The sequence below is a fragment of the Streptomyces sp. NPDC002144 genome (assembly GCF_053593695.1).
Window position 1 is genome coordinate 439,697 of sequence record NZ_JBSFDB010000002.1, and the last position, 23,045, is coordinate 462,741.

Genomic DNA, 23,045 nt, shown 5'->3' on the forward strand with positions numbered 1-23,045 from the left:
GGTTCTTCGTGAGAAGTTCATGAGAGGCCCCCGGTCGCAGGTGATTTCCCTCTCTCTTTGACCGGGACTCAAGGTGAACGCCTCCGCCGGGAGTTATCACGGAGCGGGAAGGGGGTGCGGGACGGTGCGAGCAGTCCGGGGACTCTGGCGTTGGCGGCACAATCCGCTGCGCCGCACGAGCGATCTGGTCGAGGCGTGGGTGGCTCTGGTCGCCCTGCTGCTGATCCTGGTCGCCGCGCCCGTGATCGGCTCGCTCGTCGGCAGTGTCGCCCAGGACGCCCTGCAGCGGGCCGTGAAGGACCAGCAGGCCGCCCGGCATCCGGTGACGGCCACCGTGGTGCGCAAGCTGGACCGCTCCCCGTTGGACACCGACCCCGAGACCACCTCGGGCCGGGACCTGCGCAGCCGCGTCCTCGCCGACTGGACCGCCCCGGACGGCACGGCCCGGCAGGGCGCCGCCCTCGCGGCCCTCACCTCGCCGCACCACGGCGACCACTTCCGGATATGGACCGACGCGCACGGCCGCATAGTGGCCCGCCCGCTGGACTCCGCGACGGCCACGACCCACGCGGTACTGGCCGGGTTCGGCGCCGCCCTCCTGACCGCAGGAGCCGTCGAGGGCGGGCGCCGGATGATCGTCTGGCGCATGGTCCGCCGCCGTTACGCCCGTTGGGACCAGGCCTGGGACAAGGCAGGTCCCGACTGGGGCCGGACCGGCACCGGCAGCTGACGGCCTGACGGCTCTGGTCAACCCACCACCCGCGCGCACGCTACGGTGGACCGGCCGAGCTTCTTCGGCAGCACAAACCCGCGTACGACGAGGTGGGGGCACGGCAACGCCATGGCACAGGGCACGGTCCAGGTGACGCACACCGGCACATCGCGGTGGCGGCGCCGCACGGGTGAGTACGCGTCGCTCGCCGCCGCCCTGGAGGCCGCGGCGGACGGTGACGTCCTCACCGTCGCTCCCGGCACCTACCGGGAGAACCTCGTGGTGCAGCGGGCGGTGACCCTGCGCGGCCCCGAGGGCTCCCCCGGCTCGGTGCGGATCGCGCCCATGGACGGGGTGCCGCTGACGGTGCGCGCCTCCGCGGTGGTCCAGGACCTGCACGTGGAGGGCCAGGACGCCGCCGCGCCCGCCCTGTTGGTCGAGGAGGGCACCCCGGAGCTGCTGGACGTGCGGATCGTCACCCGCTCCGCGGCCGGCATCGAGGTGCGCGGCGGCGCGCGTCCGACCGTACGCCGCTGCACCGTCGACAACCCCGCCGGCGTCGGCATCGCCGTACTCGACGGCGGGAGCGGGGTGTTCGAGGAGTGCGAGGTGGTGGCCGCCGGCCAGTCCGGTGTCGCGGTCCGCGGCGGCGCGCACCCGCGTCTGGAACGCTGCCGCATCCATCACGCCTCAGGCTCGGGCCTGTCGGCGACCGGGGAGAACTCGTCCCTGGAGGCGGTGGGTTGCGAGGTGTACGAGGTGCGCGGCAGCGGCGTCCAGGTCACCGCCCGCGCCACCGCGCATCTGACGGACTGCGATGTGCACCGCACCACGACGGACGGTGTCACGCTCGACACCGACGCGGTGCTCACGCTGGAGGACTGCCGCATCCACGACATCCCGGAGAACGCGGTCGACCTGCGCTCCCGTTCGGTGCTCACCCTGACCCGTACGACGGTGCGTCAGTTCGGGCGCAACGGACTGTCGGTGTGGGATCCCGGCACGCGCGTGGACGCCAACCAGTGCGAGATCTTCGACAGCACGGGCGACTATCCGGCGGTGTGGGTCAGTGATGGCGCCACCGCGGTGCTCGACTCCTGCCGGGTGCACGACGTGCCGGACGCGCTGTTCGTGCTGGACCGCGGCTCGCGCGCGGACGTCGTCGACAGCGACCTCTCCCAGGTGCGCAACACGGCCGTGTCGGTGAGCGACGGGGCGACGGCCCAGCTGGACGACTGCCGGATCCGGGACGCGGCGACCGGCGCCTGGTTCCGTGACCACGGCAGCGGCGGCACGCTCAACAACTGCACCGTGGACTCCACCCAGACCGGAGTGATCGTCACCAAGGGCGCGGATCCCACGATCGAGCGCTGCACGGTCGACTCCCCCGCCGAGGCCGGCTTCTACGTCTCGGCGGGCGGCCGGGGCAGCTTCCTCAACTGCCGGGTGACGGGCAGCGGCGGCTACGGCTTCCATGTCATCGACGGCTGCCGTACGACGCTCAGGAAGTGCCGCACGGAGCGGTGCGCGCGCGGCGGCTACGAGTTCGCGGAAGCCGGTCCCGACGCGGCGCCCGGCAGTGGGCCCGTCGTCGAGGACTGCACCAGCGACGAGAGCGGCGGCGGGCTGCGACCGCCCGTGGCGCATGAGACCGCCGTGGAGACCGTGAGCCAGTCCCCCGGTCTGCTGGGCTCGATTCCCGGGCAGCGCGTCACCGAGCAGGAGCCCCTGGTGGCCGCCGCCGGGCCGGAGCAGCCGGTGCGCACGTCGAAGGCCGTGCTCGGGGAGCTCGACGCGCTGGTCGGACTGGAGAGCGTCAAACGCGAGGTGCGCGCCCTCACCGACATGATCGAGGTGGGGCGGCGGCGCCAGCAGGCGGGGCTGAAGGCGGCCTCGGTCAAGCGGCACCTGGTCTTCACGGGCTCCCCCGGCACCGGCAAGACCACCGTGGCCCGGCTGTACGGCGAGATCCTCGCCTCCCTCGGTGTCCTGGAGAAGGGCCATCTCGTCGAGGTCTCCCGCGTCGACCTGGTCGGCGAGCACATCGGCTCCACGGCGATCCGCACCCAGGAGGCCTTCGACCGGGCCCGCGGCGGGGTGCTGTTCATCGACGAGGCCTACGCGCTGTCCCCCGAGGACTCCGGCCGTGACTTCGGCAAGGAGGCCATCGACACCCTGGTGAAGCTGATGGAGGACCACCGGGACGCGGTCGTGGTGATCGTCGCGGGGTACACGGCCGAGATGGAGCGCTTCCTGTCGGTCAACCCGGGTGTTGCCTCCCGTTTCTCGCGGACCATCACCTTCAGCGACTACAACCCCGAGGAACTGCTGCGGATCGTGGAGCAGCAGGCCGAGGAGCACGAGTACCGGCTGGCGGACGGTACCGCCGAGGCGCTGCTGCGGTACTTCACCGAGATCCCCAAGGGCGCGGCGTTCGGCAACGGCCGCACCGCCCGGCAGACCTTCGAGGCCATGGTCGAACGGCACGCGGGCCGGGTCGCCCAGGTCGCGGAGCCGTCGACGGACGACCTGACGCTGCTCTTCCCGGAGGACCTCCCGGACCTGTCCTAGACGATCCCGCCGGTGTCCGCCACGGCGTCGAGATCCGGTGCGGACGGTTCGTCGGCGCCGTGGGCACGGGGCGCCGCGGGGACGCGGGTGCGGGCGGGCTCCGGCCGTGGGCGGGTGAGCAGGGCGATCGCCTTGAGCACGGAGGCGATGGCCGAGCCGGTCCCCAGTCCCGTGGCGCCGACAGCGGCGACGACCTGAGCGGTGTCGGACGGCACCAGCGCGCCGTGCCGCTCGAACCCCGCGACGGCGCCGCGGGTGCAGGCCCAGGCCGCGAGGAAGGCCACCGCCGACACCAGCGCCAGGGCCGCCGCCTGCCGCAGTCCGGGGGCGGTGGTCCGTGCGGTGCGTGGGGGTACGGCCGCGATGTAGACGTGTGGGGCCGGAGCGGGGGCGGTCGGAACTGTGGTCTCCGCGCGGGCGGGAGGCTGCGCGGCGGTGTCGTTCCGCCGCTCTTCCCGTTCCCTCGGGGCGGGGAGCCGTGGGCCGAGCCGGGCCAGGAGTCGTGTGCGTTCCTCGGCGAAGGCGGGGTCGGCCTGATAGTCGGAATGGCCGAGGATCGGGGCGGGCAGCGGGTGCCGGGCGGTACGTCCGTAGGCGAGGGGGTCCTTCAGCGGGGCACGGTCCACTTCGGGGCCGCAGTCGCCGGCCAGCCGGACCGGGCCGCCGATGGGGTCGGTCAGCCGGTAGAGGTTGCGCCAGCAGGCGACCTCGCGGTGCAGCGAGCTGAGCGCGGCCGGGCCGAAGTGGGCGGGGAACCAGCGGCCGTAGAGGCGTTCCAGCGGGGAGCCGTAGGTGAGCAGGGCGACCCGTTTGCGGACGGACGGCTTCAGCTGCCAGGCCGCCGCGGCGGCCAGCACGCTGCCCTGGGAGTGTCCGGAGATGACGAGGCGGCCGCCGGTGGCGCGGGTCCAGCCGGCCATCCGCCAGCTGAGGTCGGGCACCGCGCGCTCGGCGTAGCAGGGCGGGGCGAAGGGGTGGGCGGCGCGGGGCCAGAAGGTGCCGACGTCCCACAGGATGCCGATGGTGCGGCGGGCGGAGGCGTCCTTGTAGGCGCGCCTGCCCCAGGTGACGAACAGGACGAAGCCGAGCCCTATCAGCCAGGAGCCGAGCCCCTGGGCGGTCTGGGCGGCGCCGTGCACGACGGCGTGGGCGTGCCGGGCGGCCGGTCCGGGGGCCCGGTCGGTGAGGCTCGCGCCGACGATGGCGCCGGCGCCCAGGAGCAGGGTCGCGGTGGAGGCGACGGCGACGACGAGGGGGGCGCGGTCGGTGAGCGTGGCCATCGCGCGCGTGGTGGCGATGGCGCGGGTGCGGGCGGGGTCGACGGATTCCCCGGGGTGGTCGAGCTCCACCTCTCCCAGCTCGGTGCGGCGCAGCAGCCAGGCGCGCCGTCCGAGGCCGGCGCACAGCACCAGCAGGACGAGAAGCAGGACGGGGATCACGGACGCCTGCCAGGTCAGCAGGACCGGCGGGCCGGCGAGGAACGTGCCGGTGCCGTCCAGCCAGTCGGACACCCGCTGGGAGACACCGCCGGACATCACTCCGCCCAGGGCGCAGGCCAGCATCGCGACGGCGGGTCCGCCCAGGCCGCGCAGGACCGCACGCCGGTCGGGGGCGGTTCGGTACAGCGCACGGGCGATCACGGCGAGGGCGACGACCAGGGCCCCCTGGATCAGGGCGAGCCCGCCGAAGGTGGTGCCGCCACCGGGCAGCCGGCCGGCCGACTCCCACCCCGGGCGCTCCCAGCCCGCGTATCCGGCGGCGAGGAGCAGCAGAAGGAGGGCGGCGAGCAGCAGGCGTCGTACCAGCCGCGTGTCGAGTTCCTGGTCGAGGCTGTTCTCGGTGCGCCCCCGGCGGCAGACCACCCACAGCACGACGAGAGCGGTGGCGGCGAGGGCCGTGTACAGCAGGACGCCCAGGGTCTCGAGTACGGCGGGACCGTCCGGTCCGCGGTCGAAGCGCGAGGCGGACGAGGCGACGGCCGCGGCGACCGTCAGCAGTCCGGCGGCGGTGTGGGCGGCGCGCAGCCGGGCGACCAGGCGGCGGCCGTACCAGAAGCCGGGGCGGCCCAGGGATGTGTGGTCGCCGTCCTCGTCGGGCTCGTCGAGGTGGGGGACCGGCCGCACCGACTCGTACGCGCTCCAGGTGCGGCGGGAGAGGTACCACAGCAGCCCGGTCAGCGCGGCGGGCACCACGGCGGCCAGCGCGAGGCGGCGCCCGGGTCTGCTCCACCAGCCGTCGTGCGAGAGGTCGGGCGACAGGAAGCCCAGCCAGGAGTGCCGCTCGGCGCACGCGCGTGTGCCCGCGCACTGCCAGGCGGCGAGGTCGAGGGCCACCTCGCAGGCGGCCGCGACCAGCAGCACCGTCAGGGTCAGACCGACCAGCCGGACCAGCAGTCCGTAGAAGCGCACGGTGCGCGACCGGCCCCGCGCGGTGGGCCGCATCCAGTGGGCGAGGTTGGCCACCATGAAGGGCAGCAGCAACAGCCACAGGGCGCGGGCGCTGTTCCCGGAGGTGAGATTGCACCAGACGTACGCCTCCGGGACCGGTCCGGCCCGGTGGTCGTCGGGTCTGTGCTCCGCGTCGACGTCCTCGGTACGCCGGAAGAGGGCCGCCGTGTCGTCGCCGGCGATCCGCACCGTGCGCGGATCGTCGAGCATCTCCTGCGGTGTCGTCCCGCCCACGCCGTGGACCAGCAGTTCCAGGGCGATCCCGGATCCCCCGGGCCCCTCGGCGGGGTCGGCGTTCGAGACACGTTCCTGCGCACGTTCCACTGTTCGCACTTCCCCCGTGACGCGCCGTCGGCATGTGTCCGTGCGGGCACAAGGGTTGCCGCTGGGGCAGCCGCGTACACCTCTTCTCACGGAATTTCCCCGATACGTGTGCCGTAGGAGGAAGGCGTGTGGCGCGGGTGGCGCGGGATCGGCGTGCCGGTCGGTGGCGTCATCGGCGGGGGCACGTGCGAGGATGGGACCTCCCGCGCACCGGACGCGGGAAAGAATGCCCTCGTCGGAGGGGGCGTGGCGGGCTGATTGAGGCGAAAGGACCGGAGCGTACGTGAGTGAGAATCAGAACCTCCTCGCGGAGCAGCGGCGCTCCCTGATCCTGGACGAGGTGCGGCGCCGGGGCGGGGTTCGTGTGAACGAGCTGACGCGCAAGCTCGGCGTGTCGGACATGACCGTGCGCCGTGATCTGGACGCGCTGGCCCGGCAGGGCGTGCTGGAGAAGGTGCACGGCGGCGCGGTGCCGGTGGTCGAGGCGAGCACGCACGAGCCGGGCTTCGAGGCCAAGTCGGGTCTGGAGCTCACGGCCAAGGAGGACATCGCGCGCGCGGCGGCCGAGCTGGTCACGCCGGGTACGGCGATAGCGCTGTCGGGCGGTACGACGACGTACGCGCTGGCGCATCAGCTCGTCGACGTGCCCGATCTGACGGTGGTGACCAACTCGGTGCGGGTGGCCGACGTCTTCCACGCGGCGCAGCGCACCACGGGTCCCCGGCAGGGCGCGGCCACGGTGGTGCTGACCGGCGGGGTGCGCACGCCGTCCGACTCGCTGGTGGGGCCGGTGGCCGACCAGGCGATCGCGGCGCTCCACTTCGACGTGCTCTTCCTCGGTGTGCACGGGATATCGGTCGAGGCCGGCCTGTCCACGCCGAACCTCGCGGAGGCGGAGACCAACCGTCGTCTGGTGCAGTCGGCGCGGCGGGTCGTGGTGGTCGCCGACCACACCAAGTGGGGTGTGGTGGGCCTGAGTTCGTTCGCCGCGCTGGAGCAGGTCGACACGCTGGTGACGGACGCCGGGCTGGCGGGCGAGGCGCGCGAGGAGATCGCCGAGCATCTGCGGCGGCTGGTGGTTGCGGGCGAGGAGGAGTGATCCCGGCCGGGCGGTGCTGACATCTGACGGACCGCCAGTTATCGTGACGTTGCCCCGGTCAACCACCCTTCCCGTCAAGGGGGTTCACGTCCATGGCCCATCGTCTGCGTCCCGTCGGACTCGACTTCGTCGACACGGCACCCGTACGGCTGGTGTTCGCGCGGGAGATCTCCGCGTCACCCAAGGCGGTCTTCCACGCCCTCAACGACGACGTGCCGGGGTGGGCGGAGTGGTTCGCGGCCGTGACGCACGCCCGCGCGATCGACGGCGGGGCGGGGCGTGACATCCGGCTCAGGGGCGGCGGACGCTTCCGCGAGACGGTGATCGCGGCGAAGGAGGCGGAGGTGTACGCCTACCGGGTGGACGTGACCAACGCGCCCGGGGCCCGCGCCCTCGCCGAGGAGTGGCGGCTCGTGCCGGCCGGGACCGGCACGCGGGTGCAGTGGACGTTCGGCGCGGACGGGACGGCCCTCTTCCGCTTCGCCCTGAAGACGGCCCGCGCAGGACTCGGCCGGGCCTTCCGCGACGCGGTCGTGTCACTGGACCGGCGCCTGCAGAGCTAGGGCCTGCTGCGAAAGTCCCGCCTCCCCCGCGACGCCGGGCACGCTCCCCGCCCAGAGGCCCTAGCAGGGCCACACGCCCGTTTCCAGCAGGGAGTCGATCGCCGTGGTGTACGGCTGGATGTCCAGGCCCTGCTCGGTGAGCCACGTGTCCGAGTAGTACTTGTCGAGGTAGCGGTCGCCCGGGTCGCACAGCAGGGTCACCACGCTCCCCCGCCGGCCCTGGGCCACCATCTCGGCGACGATCTTCAGCGCGCTCCACAGCCCGGTGCCGGTCGAGCCGCCCGCCTTGCGGCCGATGGCCCGCTCCAGGGCCCGTACGGCGGCCACGCTGGCCGCGTCGGGCACCTTCATCATCCGGTCGATTGCGCCGGGCACGAAGCTCGGTTCCATCCGGGGCCGGCCGATGCCCTCGATGCGCGAGCCGCAGTCGCAGGTGACGTCCGGATCGCCGGTGGTCCAGCCCTCGAAGAAACAGGAGTTCTCGGGGTCGGCGACACAGATGCGGGTGTCGCGCTGGGTGTAGTGGACATAGCGGGCCAGGGTCGCGGAGGTGCCTCCGGTGCCGGCCGTGGCGACGATCCACGCGGGCTCGGGGAACCGCTCCAACTCCAGCTGCCGGAAGATGGATTCGGCGATGTTGTTGTTGCCGCGCCAGTCCGTGGCCCGTTCCGCGTAGGTGAACTGGTCCATGTAGTGGCCGCCCGTCTCCACCGCCAGACGGGCGGACTCCTCGTACATCCGGCGCGAGTCGTCCACGAAGTGGCACCGCCCGCCGTGGAACTCGATGAGGCGGATCTTCTCGGCGCTCGTCGTGGCGGGCATGACCGCGATGAAGGGCACGCCGATCAGCTTCGCGAAGTACGCCTCGGAGACGGCCGTCGAGCCGCTGGACGCCTCGATCACCGGGCGGTCCGGACGGATCCAGCCATTGCACAGGCCGTAGAGGAACAGCGAGCGGGCGAGGCGGTGCTTGAGGCTGCCGGTGGGGTGGGTGGACTCGTCCTTCAGGTACAGGTCGATGCCCCACCTCTCGGGGAGCGGGAAACGGAGAAGGTGCGTGTCCGCCGATCGGTTCGCGTCGGCCTGCACTTTCCGGACGGCTTCTTTCAGCCAGTCGCGATAGTCGGCGTCGCTGTGGTCGACGTCGAGGGTCGCGCCGGTCCGGGTCTGCTGGGGGGTGGTCACGGCGGGGCTCCTTACGCTGCGCGCCGACGGCACATCGCGCTGCCGACGCACCGATCATATGCACCTTCCACACGCTTCTCACCTGCATAAACACCACTTTGAGCAGCCCAAAGCACGGCCTGGGGCAGCGGCGCGGGGGGCGTGGGGGCGCATTCGCGCGAGTGCTCCGGGCGCCCGGGCCGTACGGGCCGTGCGCACTGGTGCTCGACGCCGGGTGCGGGCAGACTGCACCGAACGGGGACGCACACTGGATCACGAACGCGCTGAGCCAGGGCCCAGGTGGGCGCACAGGCCGGCGCGACCGGACGCGTACGAGGGGGCGGGCGGCATGGCGGAGCCGGAGTTCACGGCGACGGGCGTGCGGATCGGGAAGCGGCTGCGTTCACTCACCCGGGCCGGGCAGGTCCGGATCAGCGACGGCAGGCTCGAGTTGCTCACCAGCTACGGCAGCGAGATCGACAGCGCGCCGGTGCAGGCCGTACGGGCCTCGAAGCCCTGGTTCGCGGCGGAGGACCGGGCGCTCGCGGACCTCAACGGCAAGCGGTACACGCTGACCCTGGGCGAGCACGATCCGGCGCCGGGCGAGCCGGGGCCGCCGGCGGCGCGCCGGTTCATCGAGGCCGTGCGGCGGGCCGCGGGGCGCGGCGGCTGAATGCGTGGTCCGACGACGGAGGGCGACGGCTTCTTCACGATGAGTTGCGCTCTGGCATCCCCTGCGTCACGCTGGTCTCACGTCACTCTGGGTTTACCGGCGACAACGCTGCGAACCAGCCGCCGGGCACGACAGCAGCCGTCCGTTTCTCACCGGCCCGTTGCTGGATCCGAATCCCGTGTTCTTCCGGACCTCAAGTCGGGGAGTCGCAGCCGTGATCAGTCACCCAAGCAGGCACTGCACGGTGGAGCTCCAAGCCCTGCCGTCGCGGATCGGCCAGGTCCGCAGAATCCTTTCAGCGCAGTTGCGCTACTGGCATATGGACGCCCTCATAGACCGTGCGGCGCTCGGTCTGACCGAACTGCTGAGCAATGTGCACCGGCATGCCCAGCCGGACAAGGTGTGCACCGTGGAGATCGAGCTGCTGCTGGACCGGCTCACCGTCTCCGTGCGTGACCACGACCCCCGGCTGCCCGAGGTGCGGGACGTGGAGTCCTCCGCCACGAGCGGGCGCGGGCTGGCCATGGTGGCGGCCGTCAGCGAGAGCTGGGGGGTGCGCCCGGACGGTGAGTCGGGCAAGGTCGTCTGGTTCACGCTGCCCGCCGCGTCGGCCGCGCTCGCGGCACCGGCCCGTCCACCGCGCCGCGTGGCCGAGAAGCCGGTGCGCCGGTTCGTCGAGGCCGTGGCCGAGGGACACCGGGCCGGACACGTTCCTGCCCGGTCGGCCGTCGGCAGTTGATCGGACATGCTCCCGCCCGGTCAGCCGTTGGCGGTTGACCGGGCGGTGATCGTCCGAGCGGGTCGGCCCGTCGGCGCGCCTATTCGGCGGCTATCGCGTGCAGCACGTCCAGATGTGCCGCACGCCGGGCCGGGCGGAGGCCCGCGAGGGCGCCCGCGGCGAGGCCCACCAGGGCCACGACGAGCAGTCGGGCGGGCGGGATCGCGAAGGCGAAGCTGCTGTCGGCGGCACCGTCCGAGGCCCTGACCAGGACCCAGCCGAGGAAGGCGCCCAGGCCGAGCCCGCCGGCGGTGCCGAAGGCGGCGACCAGGACCGACTCCCAGCGGACCATGGCCCGCAGTTGCGCGCGGGTCTGGCCCACCGCGCGCAACAGGCCCAGTTCGCGCGTGCGTTCATGGATCGCCAGGGTCAGCGTGTTGGCGATGCCGAGCAGTGCGATGAGGACCGCGAGGGCGAGCAGCGCGTAGACGAGCGTGAGCATCATGTCGATGCCGCCGGCCGAGGACTGCGCGTACTCATGGCGGGTCTGGACGCTGGGGTTGCCGTACCGCGCGGCCACTTTCCCGACCGCCGCCTTGCCCGCGTCCGCGCTCACCCCCTTCTTGAACGTGACGGCGACCAGGGTGTCGGAGTCCTGGGTGCGGTGCGGGGCCCAGGCCGCCCGGGTGATGACGTAGTCACCGGCGAGTTCGGACCGGCCGTACAGGGCGCGGACGGTGAAGGTCTCCTTCTTGCCGTCGGTGAAGGTGAGTCGGGCCCTGTCGCCGGTGGTGAGGTGCTGTTCGGCCGCCTCCTTGCGGGTGATGGCGATGCCGTCGGTGCCCAGGTCGCGCAGGGAGCCCTGGACGGTGCCGAGGTCGAAGGTGCGTTGCAGGGCGACGGGGTCGGTGACCGTCAGGGCCCGTCCCGCGCCGTCCACTTTCGCCACTCCGCGGCCGAGGCCCACGGCGGTGTCGACCTGCGGCAGGCGCTGGATCGCTCCGGCCAGGCGCGGGCTCAGTCCGCTGCCGCCCGCGCCGAAGGACGGGGTGCTGACCGCCACGTCGCCGGCGAAGGAGCGGGAGACGGTCTGGTCCATGGTGGCCTTGAGGGAGGCGCCGAAGACCGTGAACAGGGACACGACCGCCACGCCGATCATCAGCGCACTGGCCGTGGCGGCCGTCCGCCTGGGGCTGCGCAGCGCGTTGCGGCGCGCCAGAGCGCCGGTGACGCCCCGGAGCCTGCCCAGCGGCGCGCCGAGGACGTTCAGGGCGGTGGTGGCGGCGACCGGGCCCAGGACCACGAACGCGACCAGGGCGAGTACGGCGCCGAGTCCCGCCGTCCACACGGACGGTGAGACCAGCACTCCGCTGAGCGTCGCCGCGACGGCGAGGGCGGCCAGGCCCAGGCCGGTGACCGCGCGGGTGCGGGAGGCGCCGGAGGTGTCGACGGCCGTCTCGCGCAGGGCGGCCAGCGGGGCGGTGCGGCCGGCGCGTACGGCGGGCAGGAGCGCCGAGCCGAGGCAGACCACGATGCCGACCGCGAGCGGCAGTGCCATGGACAGAGCGCTGATCACCAAGTCGCCGTCGGGGAAGGGGAATCCGATCGCCGGGAAGAGTGCCTGCAAGCCGGCGGCGATGCCGATGCCGCCCGCGAGGCCCGCCGCCGACGCGGCCACGGCGACGGCGGTTGCCTCGACCAGGGAGGTCGCGGTGACCTGCCGGCGTGAGGCACCGAGGGCCCGCAACAGGGCGTTCTCGCGGGTGCGTTGGGCGACGACGATGGCGAAGGTGTTGTGGATGGAGAAGGTCGCGACCAGCAGGGCGACGCCGGAGAAGACGAGGAGGAAGGTGGTGAAGATCGTCAGGAACTGGCTGGAGATCATGTCCGTGTTCTCCTGGGCCGACTCCTGACCGGTGATCGCCTCGACGCCCCTGGGCAGGACGGGAGTCAGACGCTCGACGAGCTGCTTCTCGCCGATGCCGGGTCCCGCCCGCACCTTGATGGTCGCCGCCTGTCCGGTCCTGGCCGTGAGGTACTTCTCGGCGTCGGCGCGGGTCATGCCGGTGAAGGTCACCTGGGCCATGCCGTCCTCGCCCCCGAAGGTCGCGAGACCCACGATCGCCACCTTGACGGGGTCCGGGGTGCGCAGTGTCGTGGTGTCGCCGATCTTCAGGTCGCCCTTCTTCGCGGCGCCCCGGTTGACGACGACCTCGCCCGTCCGCCGCGGGGCGCGGCCCTGGGCGAGTCGGTACGGGTTCAGCTTCGGGTCGGTGATCCAGTTCCCGGCGAGTGTGGGCGGGCCCTGGCCGCCGATGGCCTTGCCGTTCCTGCCGACGAGCTGGCCGGCGCCCTCGATGTCGGGCTCGGCGGCCGCGACGCCCGGCACCCTGGCGAGGGTGCCGGCCAGGGAGGTGGGAACCGGCTGCCGTACGCCCTGGCTCTCGCCGGGCGCGGTGATGGTGTCCGTGCTGCGGACGACGGCGTCCGTGCCGCTGGTCGCGTCGCCGAACATGGTGGCGAATCCGGCGCGGAGCGTGTCGCCCATGACGAGGGTGCCGGCCAGGAAGGCCACGCCCAGGAAGACGGCGACGAAGGTGCCGGCGAAGCGGCGCTTGTGGGCGCGCAGGGAGGTGGCGCTCAGCCGGACGGCGGCGTTCATGACGGCACCTCGAAGGCCTTCATCCGGTCCAGGACCCTGTCGGCGGTGGGGGCTTCCATGCGGTCGACGAGGCGTCCGTCGGCGAGGAAGACGACCTCGTCGGCGTGGGCGGCGGCCACCGGGTCGTGGGTGACCATGACCACCGTGCGGGCGGTCTCGCGCGCGGTGCGGCCGAGCAGGCCGAGGATCTCCCCACCGGCCCGGGAGTCGAGGTTGCCGGTCGGCTCGTCGGCGAAGACGACGTCCGGACGGCCCGCGAACGCCCGTGCCACGGCGACGCGTTGCTGCTGGCCGCCGGAGAGTTCGGCGGGCCGGTGGTGCAGGCGGTCGCGCAGACCGACGACGTCGATCAGCGCGTCGATCCACTCCGGGTCGTCCCTGCCGCCCGCGAGGTCCAGGGGCAGGGTGATGTTCTCGGCGACGGTCAGTGTGGGCACCAGGTTGAACGCCTGGAAGACGAAGCCGACGCGGTCGCGGCGCAGCAGGGTGAGCCTGCGGTCGTCGAGGGCGCCGAGGTCGGTGTCGCCGATGTGGGCGGTGCCCGAGGTGAGCGTGTCGAGGCCGGCCGCGCAGTGCAACAGCGTGGACTTTCCGGAGCCCGAGGGGCCCATGATCGCGGTGAAGCGGCCGGCCGGGAAGTCGACGCTCACCCCGTCCAGGGCCCTGACCTCGGTGTCGCCGCGGCCGTACACCTTCACGGCGTCGACGACCCGGGCGGCCGTCCGCACGGTGGTCGCGGTCGTCATGCCGGACCGCCCTTGCGGCCGAACTGCTCGTCCAGGACGGACAGCCGGCGCCAGTACTCGTCCTCGTCGATCTCACCGGAGGCGAAGCGCCGGCCGAGCACGGCGAGGGGCGAGTCGCCGGTGGGCCGGTCGTCCGTCCGGTACCAGGGTCCGCGGCGGCCGCGGCGGACGGTACGGCGCAGGAAGGCGGCGACGCCGATCACGACGGCCGCCCAGATCAGCGGGAAGAAGAGGATCCAGGGGCCGGGGCCGCCGTGCCAGTCGGCGAGGGTCTGCATCTCGGGTCATCTCCTCAAGAGGGTCCTGTGGGTGATGCCTCGAGACTCGCGCCGGAAGGGGGTCCGGGTCGTCGTACGGCCAGCGGCAGTGCGCCTACCTCCCGGGGAGTACGAGCGCCTTCCCCCGGCTGCTTCCTCCGCCCTCGACGGCTGTAACTACTAGTATGTACAGTGGCTTCATGAGCACTGCGGACCGACTCGTCGAATCCACCCGCGAGCTGCTGTGGGAGCGCGGTTACGTGGGCACCAGCCCGAAGGCGATCCTGGAGCGGGCGGGCGCCGGACAGGGCAGCATGTACCACCACTTCAAGGGCAAGCCGGATCTCGCGCTCGCGGCGATCCGGCGGACGGCCGAGGAGGTGCGGGCCACCGCGGAGGGAGTGCTCGGCGGGCCGGGGACGCCGTACGAGCGCATCGAGGCGTATCTGCTGCGCGAGCGCGACGTGTTGCGCGGCTGCCCGATCGGCCGACTGACCATGGACCCGGACGTCATCGCGAGCGACGAACTGCGTGCCCCGGTCGACGAGACGCTCGACGCCATCCGCGAGCTGATCGCCGGGATCGTCGAGGAGGGCAAGGAACAGGGCCTGTTCGGGCCCGCCCTGGACGGCGAGGAGATCGCCGCGACGGTTCTCGCGACCGTGCAGGGCGGTTACGTCCTGGCCCGCGCCTCCGGCTCCCCCGCCGCCTTCGACGCCGGCGTCCGCGGACTGCTCTCCCTGCTCGCACCCCCGGCCTGAGGAGGCACCGGATGCACGCCATGCAGTACGAGCTGACCCTGCCCGCCGACTACGACACGGGCATCATCCGTGCCCGTGTCGCGCGGATCGGGCATCTGCTGGACGGCTGGGAGGGGCTGGGTGTCAAGACGTATCTCCTGCGCGAGCGCGGGCGGTTCGGGTCTCCGGTCAACCAATACGCGCCCTTCTATCTCTGGAACACCATGGAGGGCATGAACGCCTTCCTGTGGGGCGGTGCCTTCCAGGGCCTCAGCGATGACTTCGGGCGACCGTCGGTGCGGCAGTGGTCGGGAGTGGCGTACGAGGAGGGGGGCGCCGCCGGTTCAGTCGCCAGGTTCGCGGTGCGCGGGCGCCGACCCGTCCCGGAGGGAGCGGAGTTGGCCCAGGTCATGGGCGACGCGGCGCGGGAGACCGAGCGGCTGGCCGGGGAGGACGGGGCGGTGCTCGCGGCTGCCGCCGTGGACACGAGCCGTTGGGAGCTGGTCCACTTCTCGCTCTGGGAGCACGACGCGCCCAAGGCCGAGGGAGATGTGTTCCAGGTGCTGCACACGTCGGCGCCGGGCCGGGAGCGGTTGCCGCGGGGGCGACAGTGGTGAGTGCGGTCCGCACGGTACTGGGGGACGTACGGCCGCAGGAGCTGGGTGTGTGCGACGCGCACGACCATCTGTTCTTCGGCACTCCGCTGCTGCCGGGCCAGGAGTTGCGGTCCCTGGGCGCGGCGCGGGAGGAACTGGCCGCGTTCCGGGCTCAGGGGGGCGGCGCGGTGGTGCAGTGGACGCCGTACGGACTGGGGCGGCGGGCAGCCGATCTGCCGTCGCTGTCCCGGGAGACCGGGGTGCACGTCGTCGCGGCGACCGGGCTGCACCAGGCCGCCCACTACACCGAGGACGCGCTCGCCGGGCTGCGCGGGAAGCTGGCCGAGGTGTTCGTCTCCGAACTCACCGACGGTATCGGCGTGTCGGGGGTGCGGGCGGGGCTGATCAAGGTCGCCGGAGGCTTCCACGCCCTCGACGCGCACGCCCGCTGGACGATGACCGCGGCGGCCGAGGCGCACCGGGCGACGGACGCCCCGATCGCCGTGCACCTGGAGCTGGGGACGGGCGCGCTGGACGTACTGGACCTGCTGTGCGGGGAGTTGGGGGTCCCACCGCACCGGGTGATCCTCGGCCACCTGAACCGCTCCCCCGACCTCGTGGTGCAACGCCAGGCCGCGGAGACGGGTGCGTATCTGGCCTTCGACGGCCCGTCACGTACCCATCACGCCACCGACTGGCGCATGCCCGACGCCGTGGCGGCCCTCGCCGAGGCGGGCTTCGGTGACCGTCTGCTGCTCGGCGGGGACACGGTGACGGACAGCGCCCGCTCGGTCAACGGCGGCCCGGGGATGCCGTATCTGCTGCGAAGGGTCCGGCCGCGGCTCTCCCTCCTGCTGGGCGACGACCTAATGGACCGCATCTTCACGCGGAACCCGGGGCGCGCGTTCGGGGTGGAGTGGCGCTGACCGTCCGGGACCGGCCTCAGCGGCAGAGTTCGTCGAGGTCGTCGGAGAAGGTCGGGAACTCCGCCTGTGCCTCGGCGATGATCTCCTCGGCCGGGCGGCGCGGAGACGTGGCGTGCTGCTCGGCGAGTTTCGTCAGCTCCGCGTTCGGCCGGGCGTCGCGTCGGCCGAACTCGACGACCTCCATCGGTCCGAGGCCGTCGGCCAGCAGCCACAGGAAGTCGGAGAGGCTGCCGGCGACCACGCCCCGCTCCCCCTCCGAACCGAGGAACACCACGGGCTGTTCCGGGAGCGGTCGCCCGGGTCGCACATACCAGAGGGCGACAAGACCGCCGGTGCCGTCCTGCCCGAACACCCGGTAGGCGTCACCGTCGACCTCCCGGTTCCCGGTCCAGTTGCGCAGCCAGTCAGTGGTCTCCTCGGCGGAGTCGAAGGCATCGTACGGCTCGAAGTCGACGCCCTCACCGTCGTCGTAGTCGAACTCCACCTGGGCCACGGCGGCCAGGGCGGCCGGAAAGCGGCGGTCACCGCCGGTTCTCTCAGTCATGCGCGCAGGCTATCCGCGGCCACTGACACTCGGCCTAGTCCACGGAGATGTCCACCGAGGGACGCAGTTTCGCCGCCGCCGCCAGGGCCTCGTGGACGGGGTGGGTGTCGAAAGCGTCCAACATGGGCCTGTCGGCGGGGTTTTCGGCGGCCGGGTAGGCGATCTGCTCGTAGGCGGACTGGAATCGCGGACCCCAGCGGCGGGTGCCGAGGCGGGCGGTGCGGGAGCAGTTGTCGACCATGTGGGCGACGTTGCGGGCATGCATGTACGGGAGCAGGGAGTCGACAGCCTCGATGACGGACTCGTTGACGATCTCCGACCAGGGGTGGCCGCGCTCGGCGAACTCGTCGATCTGGGCGGTCATCGTGGCGACGAACACGCCGGCGGTGAACGGGTCGACGGGCAGCTCGTGTCCGGCGCGCCGGGCGTGTGCGCGCTCGCTGACCGACCACATCGGGGACCCCCCGATCTCGCTCATCGGGCGGCTGCCCAGCCGCCGTTCGGCGAGGATCACGCTGCGCAGTTCGGTGCCGTCGGCGACCTCGTCGTAGATCTCTGTGACGATCTCGCGGGCGGGTGCGTAGGTGGCCGTGTACGCGCGGTCGAAGACGTCACGGGCGGCCGGATCGAGGTTCTCGCGGACGGCACGCAGTCCGGTGCGGGAGATGGTGCGGGCGACGGGGCCGGTGACGTTCTCGCAGGACCGCTCGTAGGCGGTGACCTCGTCGTCCCCGGCGAGGCGGTAGCGGGTGTAGAGACTCTCGACGATGCCGTGGACCGCGCCGAGCAGGATGGCGCGTTCTCCGACGATGTCGGAGAGGTACTCGCTCTCGAGCGTGGTACGGAAGGTGTACGGCGATCCGAGCGCGACCGACCAGCCCAGCGCGAGGTCGCCGGCCCGTCCGGCCGGGTCGGCGTGGACGGCGTAACTGCTGTTGATCCCGGCGCCGTTGATCTCCTCCCCCTGTTGGTACAGGCGCCGCACGGAGTCGCCCATGCCCTTGGGACAGACGGCGATGACACCGTGACCGGGCGGGAACTCCCCTCCCGTTTCCCGGAGGTGGCCGAGCAGGAAGCCGTGCGAGAGACCGATGACCGCACCGGGCTTGAGGGCCGCGAAGATCTCCCGGTGATGGGTGGCGAGGGCGGCGTCCGCGATCAGCAGGATCAGCAGGTCGCTGTCGGCGGCCACGGCGAGCCAGTCGCCGAGCGTGCCGTCCTCCTCGGTGAAGCCATGGGCACGGGCGTCGGCGGCCGAGGCGGAGCCCGGGCGCAGCCCGACGGTCACCCGGATGTCCGTTCCGGCGAGGGAGTCACGCAGGTTGAGGGCCTGGGCGCGGCCCTGCGGGCCCCAGCCGAGGACGCCGACGCGGTCGACGCCGGCGAAGGCCTGCGGCAGCAGCGGGAAGAGGTGTCGGCCGCCGCGCAGGATGGTCTCCGCGCCGCCGGGCACGTCCATCGTCTCGAGCGGAAACACGCGGGAGGTGCAGGTGGTCGAGGGCATGGTCGAGTTGTAGGCTCCGGGCGAACGTTGCGGCAAGCGCAACTTGTGCAGCGCCGTGTTGCGCGATACGAAAGGGCCAGGTGAGCCGGTGCGGGACGACCATCGGGAGTTGCGGCTCTTCCTGCATCTGGCGCAAACGCTGAACTTCGGGCGGACGAGCCTGGACTGTCACGTCAGCCCGGCGACGTTGACGCGGACGGTGCAGCGGCTGGAGGCGGATCTCGGGCATCGGCTCTTCGAGCGCGGGCCGCGCGGGGTGTCGCTGACGCCGGAGGGGCACCGGTTTCGCGAATACGCCGTTCAGGCACTGGAGTTGTGGCGCTCCTACCGGGAGGAACACCCCGACCCGGCCCGACTCACCGGCCGTCTGGCGCTGTTCGCCACGGTGACCGCCTGTCAGGCCCTGCTGCCGGACCTGTTGGCTCCCTTCCGCGCCGCCCATCCGCAGGTGCGCCTCGATCTGCGCACCGGCGACGCGGCGGCCGCGCTGGCCCGTCTCGACGAGGGCGAGGTCGACGCGGTCGTGGCGGGGATCCCGGCGCGGCTGCCCGAGCCGCTGATCAGCCGCACGGTGGCGGTCAGCCAGTTGGTCCTCGTCACGGCACGCGGACTTCCGGATCCGCAGCTCGACGGTCCGTTCGTGCTGCCCCACCGGGGGCTGGTACGTGAGGCGGCCGACCGCTGGTTTCGCGCCCGGGGGGCGACACCGGACGTCGTCTGCGAACCGGACGGTCACGAAGGGCTGTTGACGCTGGTCGCCCTCGGTTGCGGCACCGGAGTGGTTCCCCGCCTGGTACTGGAGCACAGCGCGGTGCGCGACCGGCTGACGGTGGTGTCCACGGATCCGGCGCCGGATGTGCTGCCGATCGGGTTGTGCGTCCGGCGGGCGGATCTGCGGCGGCCGCTGGTGGCGGCGCTGTGGAGTGTGTGCCAGTGAGTCAGGGGGTCGCCCTGTCTCCGTCGAGACGTTCGACGCGCTCCACGTTCCGGCGGTCCTCCGTGTCCGTGCTGGCCTCGGCGGCGAACCAGGCGTCGAGGATCTCCTTCAGCAGGGGCTCCGACGTCAGCCGCAGACTGAGGGCGAGCACGTTGGCGTCGTTCCAGCGGCGGGCGCCGTCCGCGGTGTAGGCGTCGGTGCACAGGGCGGCCCGTACGCCAGGGACCTTGTTCGCGGCGATGGAGGCGCCGGTGCCTGTCCAGCAGCACACGACCGCCTGGTCCGAGGCGCCGGAGGCGACGTCCCGAGCGGCCGCCTCCGAGGAGGCGGCCCACTGGGGGTCGTCGCCGGGGCTCAGCGCGCCGTGCGTCACGACCTCGTGACCCCGCTCGGTCAGCTGCGCGAGGAGCGAGCGCGCCACGGGTTCGTCCATGTCGGAGGAGACGGAGATCCGCATGCCCCGAGAGTACGTCGCGCTCAGGCTCCGAGCGCGGCCAGGGGATCGTCCAGGACCGGCTGCCACGCCAACTCCGCCGCTCCGACCAGGCTGTTGTGATCCAGGGTGCAGGGCAGGATCGGCACGCTGCCGCTCTGCCCCCACAGGCTGCGGTCGGCCACGACGGCGCGCAGCCGGTCGGGGTCGGCCTCGAGGAGGGTGCGGTGCAGGCCGCCGAGGATGATGCGGTCGGGGTTGAGGATGTTGACGAGGCCTGCGAGGCCCAGGCCGAGGCGGTCGATGAGGGTCTCGGCGGCCGTACGGACGGTCGGGTCGGCGTAGTGGTCGCGGACCAGGTCGTCGGCCTGTTTGAGCAGGGAGTCCGCCGGGCCCGGATCACGCCCGGCGGCCGTCAGCAGGGCCAGCGGGTCGGCCTCGACGTCCAGGCAGCCGCGGCTGCCGCAGTGGCAGGGGCGGCCCGCTGGATTGACGGTGAGGTGGCCGACCTCCAGGGCGAGGCCCGAACTGCCCGTGTGCAGACGGCCGTCGAGGACCAGCGCGCCGCCCACGCCCCGGTGTCCGGTGGCCACGCACAGCAGGTCCCGGGCGCCGCGGCCGGCGCCGTGCCGGTGTTCGGCGAGGGCGGCGAGGTTGACGTCGTTGGCCGCGAAGGCCGGTCCGGTGATCCCGGCCGCGCGCACACGCTCCGCGAAGATCCGCCGGACGGGGGCGCCGACGGGCCAGGCAAGGTGGAGGGGGTTGAGGGCGAGGCCCTCGGGTTCGGCGACGGCGGACGGTACGGCGAGACCGGCGCCGACACAGCGCCGTCCCGTCTCCCGCAGCAGCTCCGCGCCCGCCTCGACGACCGAGCCGAGCACCTTGGCCGGGTCGGCGTCGACGGTCTCGCAGCCGGGCGCGGTGGCGACGATCCGTCCGCCGAGGCCCACCAGCGCCGCCCGGAACCCGTCGGCGTGCACCTGGGCGGCGAGCACGACCGGCCCCTCGTCGGCGACCGCCAGCCGGTGCGAGGGCCTGCCCTGCGATCCGGCCGCCGCGCCGGGCCGGGCGTCGACCCTGATCAGCCCGAGTGCCTCCAGCTCGGCGGCGACCGCACCGGCCGTCGCCCGGGTCACCCCGAGCTCGGCGGTGAGCACGGCCCGGGTCGGCGCACGTCCGGTGTGCACGAGCTCCAACGCGGGCCCGAGCGCACCGCGCCCCCGGTCCAGCCGCGTCCTCGAGGTGGTCCCTTCCCCCGCCGGCCGGGGGTCCGCCTTGCCGCTCATGAGGGCGAGTCTCCCATGATCCGCAGGCGCCGGGGCCACAGGCGGCCGACCCTGCCGTACGCGATCCAGGTGCGGGTCCGGGACAGCAGCCCGCCCGTCCTCCCCGATCAGCCCTGAGCTGGGGCTCCGCTAGCCTGGTCGGACGATGAACGACCGTATGACGACGCCGTGGGGCGAGCTCGCGCTGGCCCGGTTTCCCGAGGATCCGCGCGACCGGCTGCGAGCCTGGGACGCCTCCGACGAGTATCTGCTGAGGCACCTCGCGCAGGAGAAGGTACCGCTGGAGGGCACGGTCGTGGTCGTCGGGGACCGGTGGGGCGCGCTGGTGACCGCGCTGGCGGAGCACCGGCCCGCGCAGATCACCGACTCCTTCCTCGCGCAGGAGGCCACCAGGGCCAATCTCGCCCGCAACGGCGTCGAAGCGGGTGCCGTAGAGCTGCTGACCACGCAGGACGACCCGCCCGAGCGGATCGATGTGCTGCTGGTGCGGGTGCCGAAGAGTCTCGCACTGCTGGAGGACCAGCTGACGCGGCTGGCGCCCGCCGTGCACGAGGGGACGGTGGTCGTCGGTACGGGGATGGTGAAGGAGATCCACACCTCGACGCTGCAGTTGTTCGAGCGGATCCTCGGGCCGACCCGCACCTCACTGGCGGAGAGGAAGGCGCGGCTGATCTTCTGCACGCCGGATCCGACGCTGGAGCGGCCGGGCAATCCGTGGCCGTACCGTTATGCGCTGCCGGACGGCATCGGTCCGGTCTCGGGGCGGACGGTCGTCAATCACGCCGGGGTGTTCTGCGCGGACCGGCTGGACATCGGGACGCGGTTCTTCCTGGGGCATCTGCCCAGCGCCCGGGGCGGTCGGCGGGTGGTGGACCTGGGCTGCGGGAACGGGGTCGTCGGGACGGCGGTGGCGGTCGCCGACCCGGACGCCGAGGTGCTGTTCGTTGACGAGTCGTTCCAGGCGGTGGCCTCGGCGGAGGCCACGTACCGGGCGAGCGGGGTGGCGGGACGCGCCCAGTTCCGGGTCGGGGACGGGCTGGCCGGGGTGCCGGCCGGGAGCGCGGACCTGGTGCTGAACAATCCGCCGTTCCACTCGCACCAGGCGACGACCGACGCCACGGCCTGGCGGATGTTCACCGGGGCGAAACGGGTGCTGCGGCCAGGTGGTGAGCTGTGGGTGGTCGGCAACCGGCACCTTGGGTACCACCTGAAGCTGCGCCGGCTGTTCGGCAACAGTCAACTGGTCGCCAGCGACCCGAAGTTCGTGGTGCTCAAGGCGGTCAAGCGGTAGTCAGGCGAGGGTGCGGACGATGTCCGTGACCGTGCGCACCATCGCCTCGCGGCCCACGCTGAGGTACTGGCGCGAGTCGACCGCCTCGGGGTGGGCGGCGAGGAACTCCCGGATGGCGGCCGTCATGGCGATGTTGAGCGCGGTGCCGACGTTGACCTTGGCGATGCCGCCCGCGACCGCACGGGCGAGTTCGTCGTCGGGCACGCCGGAGGAGCCGTGCAGGACGAGCGGGACGTCGAGCACGGCGGACAGGCGTTTGAGCAGGCCGTGGTCGAGGGTGGCGGTGCGGGTGGTCATGGCGTGGGTGCTGCCGATGGCGACGGCGAGCGCGTCGACCCCGGAGTCGGCCACGAAGGCGCGGGCCTGGTCGGGGTCGGTACGGGCACCGGGGGCATGGGCGTCCAGCGCGGGCCGCCCGCGCTTGCCGCCGATCTGACCCAACTCCGCCTCGATCCACAGACCTTGGCCGTGCGCCCACTCGGCGGCGGCGCGGGTCGCGGCGAGGTTCTCCTCGTAGGGCAGCCGGGCCGCGTCGTACATGACCGAGCTGAAACCGGCGCCGGGCGCCTGGCGCAGCAGGTCGTCGCTCTGGACGTGGTCGAGGTGCAACGCGACGGGGACGGCGGCTCGTTCGGCGGCGACGACGGCGGCCCGGGCCAGCGGCAGCAGGCGGCCGTAGCGGAAGTTGACGGCGTTCTCGCTGACTTGGAGGACGACCGGAGCTCCGGCGGCTTCGGCACCGGCGATGACGGCCTCGACGTGTTCCAGCGTGATGATGTTGAAGGAGGGGACGGCGGAGTGCGCCGCTGCGGCCCGGGCGACGAGTTCACCGGTGGTGGCGAGGGGCACGGC

General features: G+C 72.9%; 20 protein-coding genes and 1 pseudogene. 11 read left to right on the plus strand and 10 right to left on the minus strand.

Annotated features, from left to right (window positions below; translation table 11 throughout):
- The first annotated feature begins 124 nt into the window (after positions 1 to 124).
- Together ACWCQ1_RS04530 and ACWCQ1_RS04535 are read left to right on the plus strand one after the other, a co-directional pair.
- Positions 125 to 730, plus strand: coding sequence for an Rv1733c family protein (locus tag ACWCQ1_RS04530; RefSeq protein WP_358599936.1), 606 nt, complete (start codon positions 125 to 127; stop codon positions 728 to 730).
- Positions 731 to 841: 111 nt separating this feature from the next.
- Positions 842 to 3,283 carry a right-handed parallel beta-helix repeat-containing protein gene (locus ACWCQ1_RS04535; RefSeq protein WP_358599933.1) on the plus strand — a complete coding sequence of 814 codons (2,442 nt, stop codon included), beginning with the start codon at positions 842 to 844 and terminating at the stop codon, positions 3,281 to 3,283.
- Between the two features lie 458 nt (positions 3,284 to 3,741).
- Here ACWCQ1_RS04535 and ACWCQ1_RS04540 read toward each other — a convergent pair.
- Positions 3,742 to 6,054: pseudogene (locus tag ACWCQ1_RS04540) on the minus strand (hypothetical protein); the annotation flags it as partial.
- A gap of 283 nt (positions 6,055 to 6,337) precedes the next feature.
- Between ACWCQ1_RS04540 and ACWCQ1_RS04545 the strand changes: the two are divergent.
- Positions 6,338 to 7,153, plus strand: coding sequence for a DeoR/GlpR family DNA-binding transcription regulator (locus tag ACWCQ1_RS04545; protein ID WP_133045144.1), 816 nt, complete (start codon positions 6,338 to 6,340; stop codon positions 7,151 to 7,153).
- A gap of 92 nt (positions 7,154 to 7,245) precedes the next feature.
- Positions 7,246 to 7,716, plus strand: a complete 471-nt coding sequence (locus ACWCQ1_RS04550; protein ID WP_358599930.1) for an SRPBCC family protein — start codon at positions 7,246 to 7,248, stop codon at positions 7,714 to 7,716.
- Between the two features lie 60 nt (positions 7,717 to 7,776).
- Here the strand turns inward: ACWCQ1_RS04550 and ACWCQ1_RS04555 are convergent, their stop codons facing one another.
- Positions 7,777 to 8,901 (minus strand): L-cysteine desulfhydrase Cds1, encoded by a 1,125-nt coding sequence (locus ACWCQ1_RS04555; protein ID WP_133045142.1) that lies wholly within the window; start codon positions 8,899 to 8,901, stop codon positions 7,777 to 7,779.
- A 328-nt stretch (positions 8,902 to 9,229) separates the two neighbouring features.
- On the opposite strand from ACWCQ1_RS04555, the gene ACWCQ1_RS04560 reads away from it, so the two are divergent.
- Both ACWCQ1_RS04560 and ACWCQ1_RS04565 read left to right on the plus strand, forming a co-directional pair.
- Positions 9,230 to 9,553, plus strand: a complete 324-nt coding sequence (locus tag ACWCQ1_RS04560) for a hypothetical protein (protein WP_133045141.1) — start codon at positions 9,230 to 9,232, stop codon at positions 9,551 to 9,553.
- 214 nt (positions 9,554 to 9,767) lie between these two features.
- Complete coding sequence (locus ACWCQ1_RS04565) at positions 9,768 to 10,292, plus strand: ATP-binding protein (RefSeq protein ID WP_451025831.1); 525 nt, start codon at positions 9,768 to 9,770, stop codon at positions 10,290 to 10,292.
- Positions 10,293 to 10,371: 79 nt separating this feature from the next.
- Here ACWCQ1_RS04565 and ACWCQ1_RS04570 read toward each other — a convergent pair whose 3' ends face one another.
- From ACWCQ1_RS04570 to ACWCQ1_RS04580, 3 genes are read right to left on the minus strand one after another with little or no spacing between them, the layout of a single operon-like run.
- The gene (locus tag ACWCQ1_RS04570) at positions 10,372 to 12,933 is read right to left on the minus strand and encodes an ABC transporter permease (RefSeq protein ID WP_451025832.1); all 2,562 of its coding nucleotides are present in this window, start codon (positions 12,931 to 12,933) and stop codon (positions 10,372 to 10,374) included.
- Positions 12,930 to 13,679, minus strand: a complete 750-nt coding sequence (locus tag ACWCQ1_RS04575) for an ABC transporter ATP-binding protein (RefSeq protein ID WP_451025833.1) — start codon at positions 13,677 to 13,679, stop codon at positions 12,930 to 12,932. Before ACWCQ1_RS04575 ends, ACWCQ1_RS04570 begins: the two co-directional genes overlap by 4 nt.
- On the minus strand, positions 13,676 to 13,957 hold the full coding sequence (locus tag ACWCQ1_RS04580) for an SHOCT domain-containing protein (RefSeq protein WP_451025834.1): 282 nt from the start codon (positions 13,955 to 13,957) through the stop codon (positions 13,676 to 13,678). The genes ACWCQ1_RS04575 and ACWCQ1_RS04580 overlap by 4 nt, the downstream gene beginning before the upstream one ends.
- A 179-nt stretch (positions 13,958 to 14,136) precedes the next feature.
- On the opposite strand from ACWCQ1_RS04580, the gene ACWCQ1_RS04585 reads away from it, so the two are divergent.
- Genes ACWCQ1_RS04585 through ACWCQ1_RS04595 form a run of 3 tightly spaced genes read left to right on the plus strand, consistent with a single transcriptional unit; the run spans position 14,137 to position 16,198 of the window.
- Positions 14,137 to 14,697: a TetR/AcrR family transcriptional regulator gene (locus ACWCQ1_RS04585; RefSeq protein WP_451025835.1), complete on the plus strand. Its 561-nt coding sequence runs from the start codon at positions 14,137 to 14,139 to the stop codon at positions 14,695 to 14,697.
- Between the two features lie 11 nt (positions 14,698 to 14,708).
- Positions 14,709 to 15,293, plus strand: coding sequence for a DUF4865 family protein (locus tag ACWCQ1_RS04590; RefSeq protein ID WP_358599914.1), 585 nt, complete (start codon positions 14,709 to 14,711; stop codon positions 15,291 to 15,293).
- A complete protein-coding gene (locus ACWCQ1_RS04595) occupies positions 15,290 to 16,198 on the plus strand; it encodes a phosphotriesterase family protein (RefSeq protein ID WP_358599911.1) in 909 nt (302 codons plus the stop codon). The genes ACWCQ1_RS04590 and ACWCQ1_RS04595 overlap by 4 nt, the downstream gene beginning before the upstream one ends.
- Positions 16,199 to 16,214: 16 nt before the next feature.
- Here ACWCQ1_RS04595 and ACWCQ1_RS04600 read toward each other — a convergent pair whose 3' ends face one another.
- Entirely contained in the window at positions 16,215 to 16,742 is a 528-nt protein-coding gene (locus tag ACWCQ1_RS04600; RefSeq protein WP_133045133.1) for an SMI1/KNR4 family protein, read from the minus strand.
- Between the two features lie 34 nt (positions 16,743 to 16,776).
- Entirely contained in the window at positions 16,777 to 18,246 is a 1,470-nt protein-coding gene (locus ACWCQ1_RS04605; protein ID WP_451025836.1) for a ketol-acid reductoisomerase, read from the minus strand.
- 88 nt (positions 18,247 to 18,334) lie between these two features.
- On the opposite strand from ACWCQ1_RS04605, the gene ilvY reads away from it, so the two are divergent.
- Complete coding sequence (gene ilvY, locus ACWCQ1_RS04610) at positions 18,335 to 19,183, plus strand: HTH-type transcriptional activator IlvY (protein WP_451025837.1); 849 nt, start codon at positions 18,335 to 18,337, stop codon at positions 19,181 to 19,183.
- A gap of 1 nt (position 19,184) precedes the next feature.
- Here the strand turns inward: ilvY and ACWCQ1_RS04615 are convergent, their stop codons facing one another.
- Positions 19,185 to 19,640: an RpiB/LacA/LacB family sugar-phosphate isomerase gene (locus ACWCQ1_RS04615; protein WP_451025838.1), complete on the minus strand. Its 456-nt coding sequence runs from the start codon at positions 19,638 to 19,640 to the stop codon at positions 19,185 to 19,187.
- A gap of 20 nt (positions 19,641 to 19,660) precedes the next feature.
- Entirely contained in the window at positions 19,661 to 20,902 is a 1,242-nt protein-coding gene (locus tag ACWCQ1_RS04620; RefSeq protein WP_133045129.1) for an ROK family protein, read from the minus strand.
- Positions 20,903 to 21,059: 157 nt separating this feature from the next.
- On the opposite strand from ACWCQ1_RS04620, the gene ACWCQ1_RS04625 reads away from it, so the two are divergent.
- Positions 21,060 to 22,193: a methyltransferase gene (locus ACWCQ1_RS04625; RefSeq protein WP_451025873.1), complete on the plus strand. Its 1,134-nt coding sequence runs from the start codon at positions 21,060 to 21,062 to the stop codon at positions 22,191 to 22,193.
- Here ACWCQ1_RS04625 and ACWCQ1_RS04630 read toward each other — a convergent pair whose 3' ends face one another.
- A complete protein-coding gene (locus tag ACWCQ1_RS04630) occupies positions 22,194 to 23,042 on the minus strand; it encodes a class II fructose-bisphosphate aldolase (protein ID WP_358599906.1) in 849 nt (282 codons plus the stop codon).
- Positions 23,043 to 23,045: the final 3 nt, after the last annotated feature.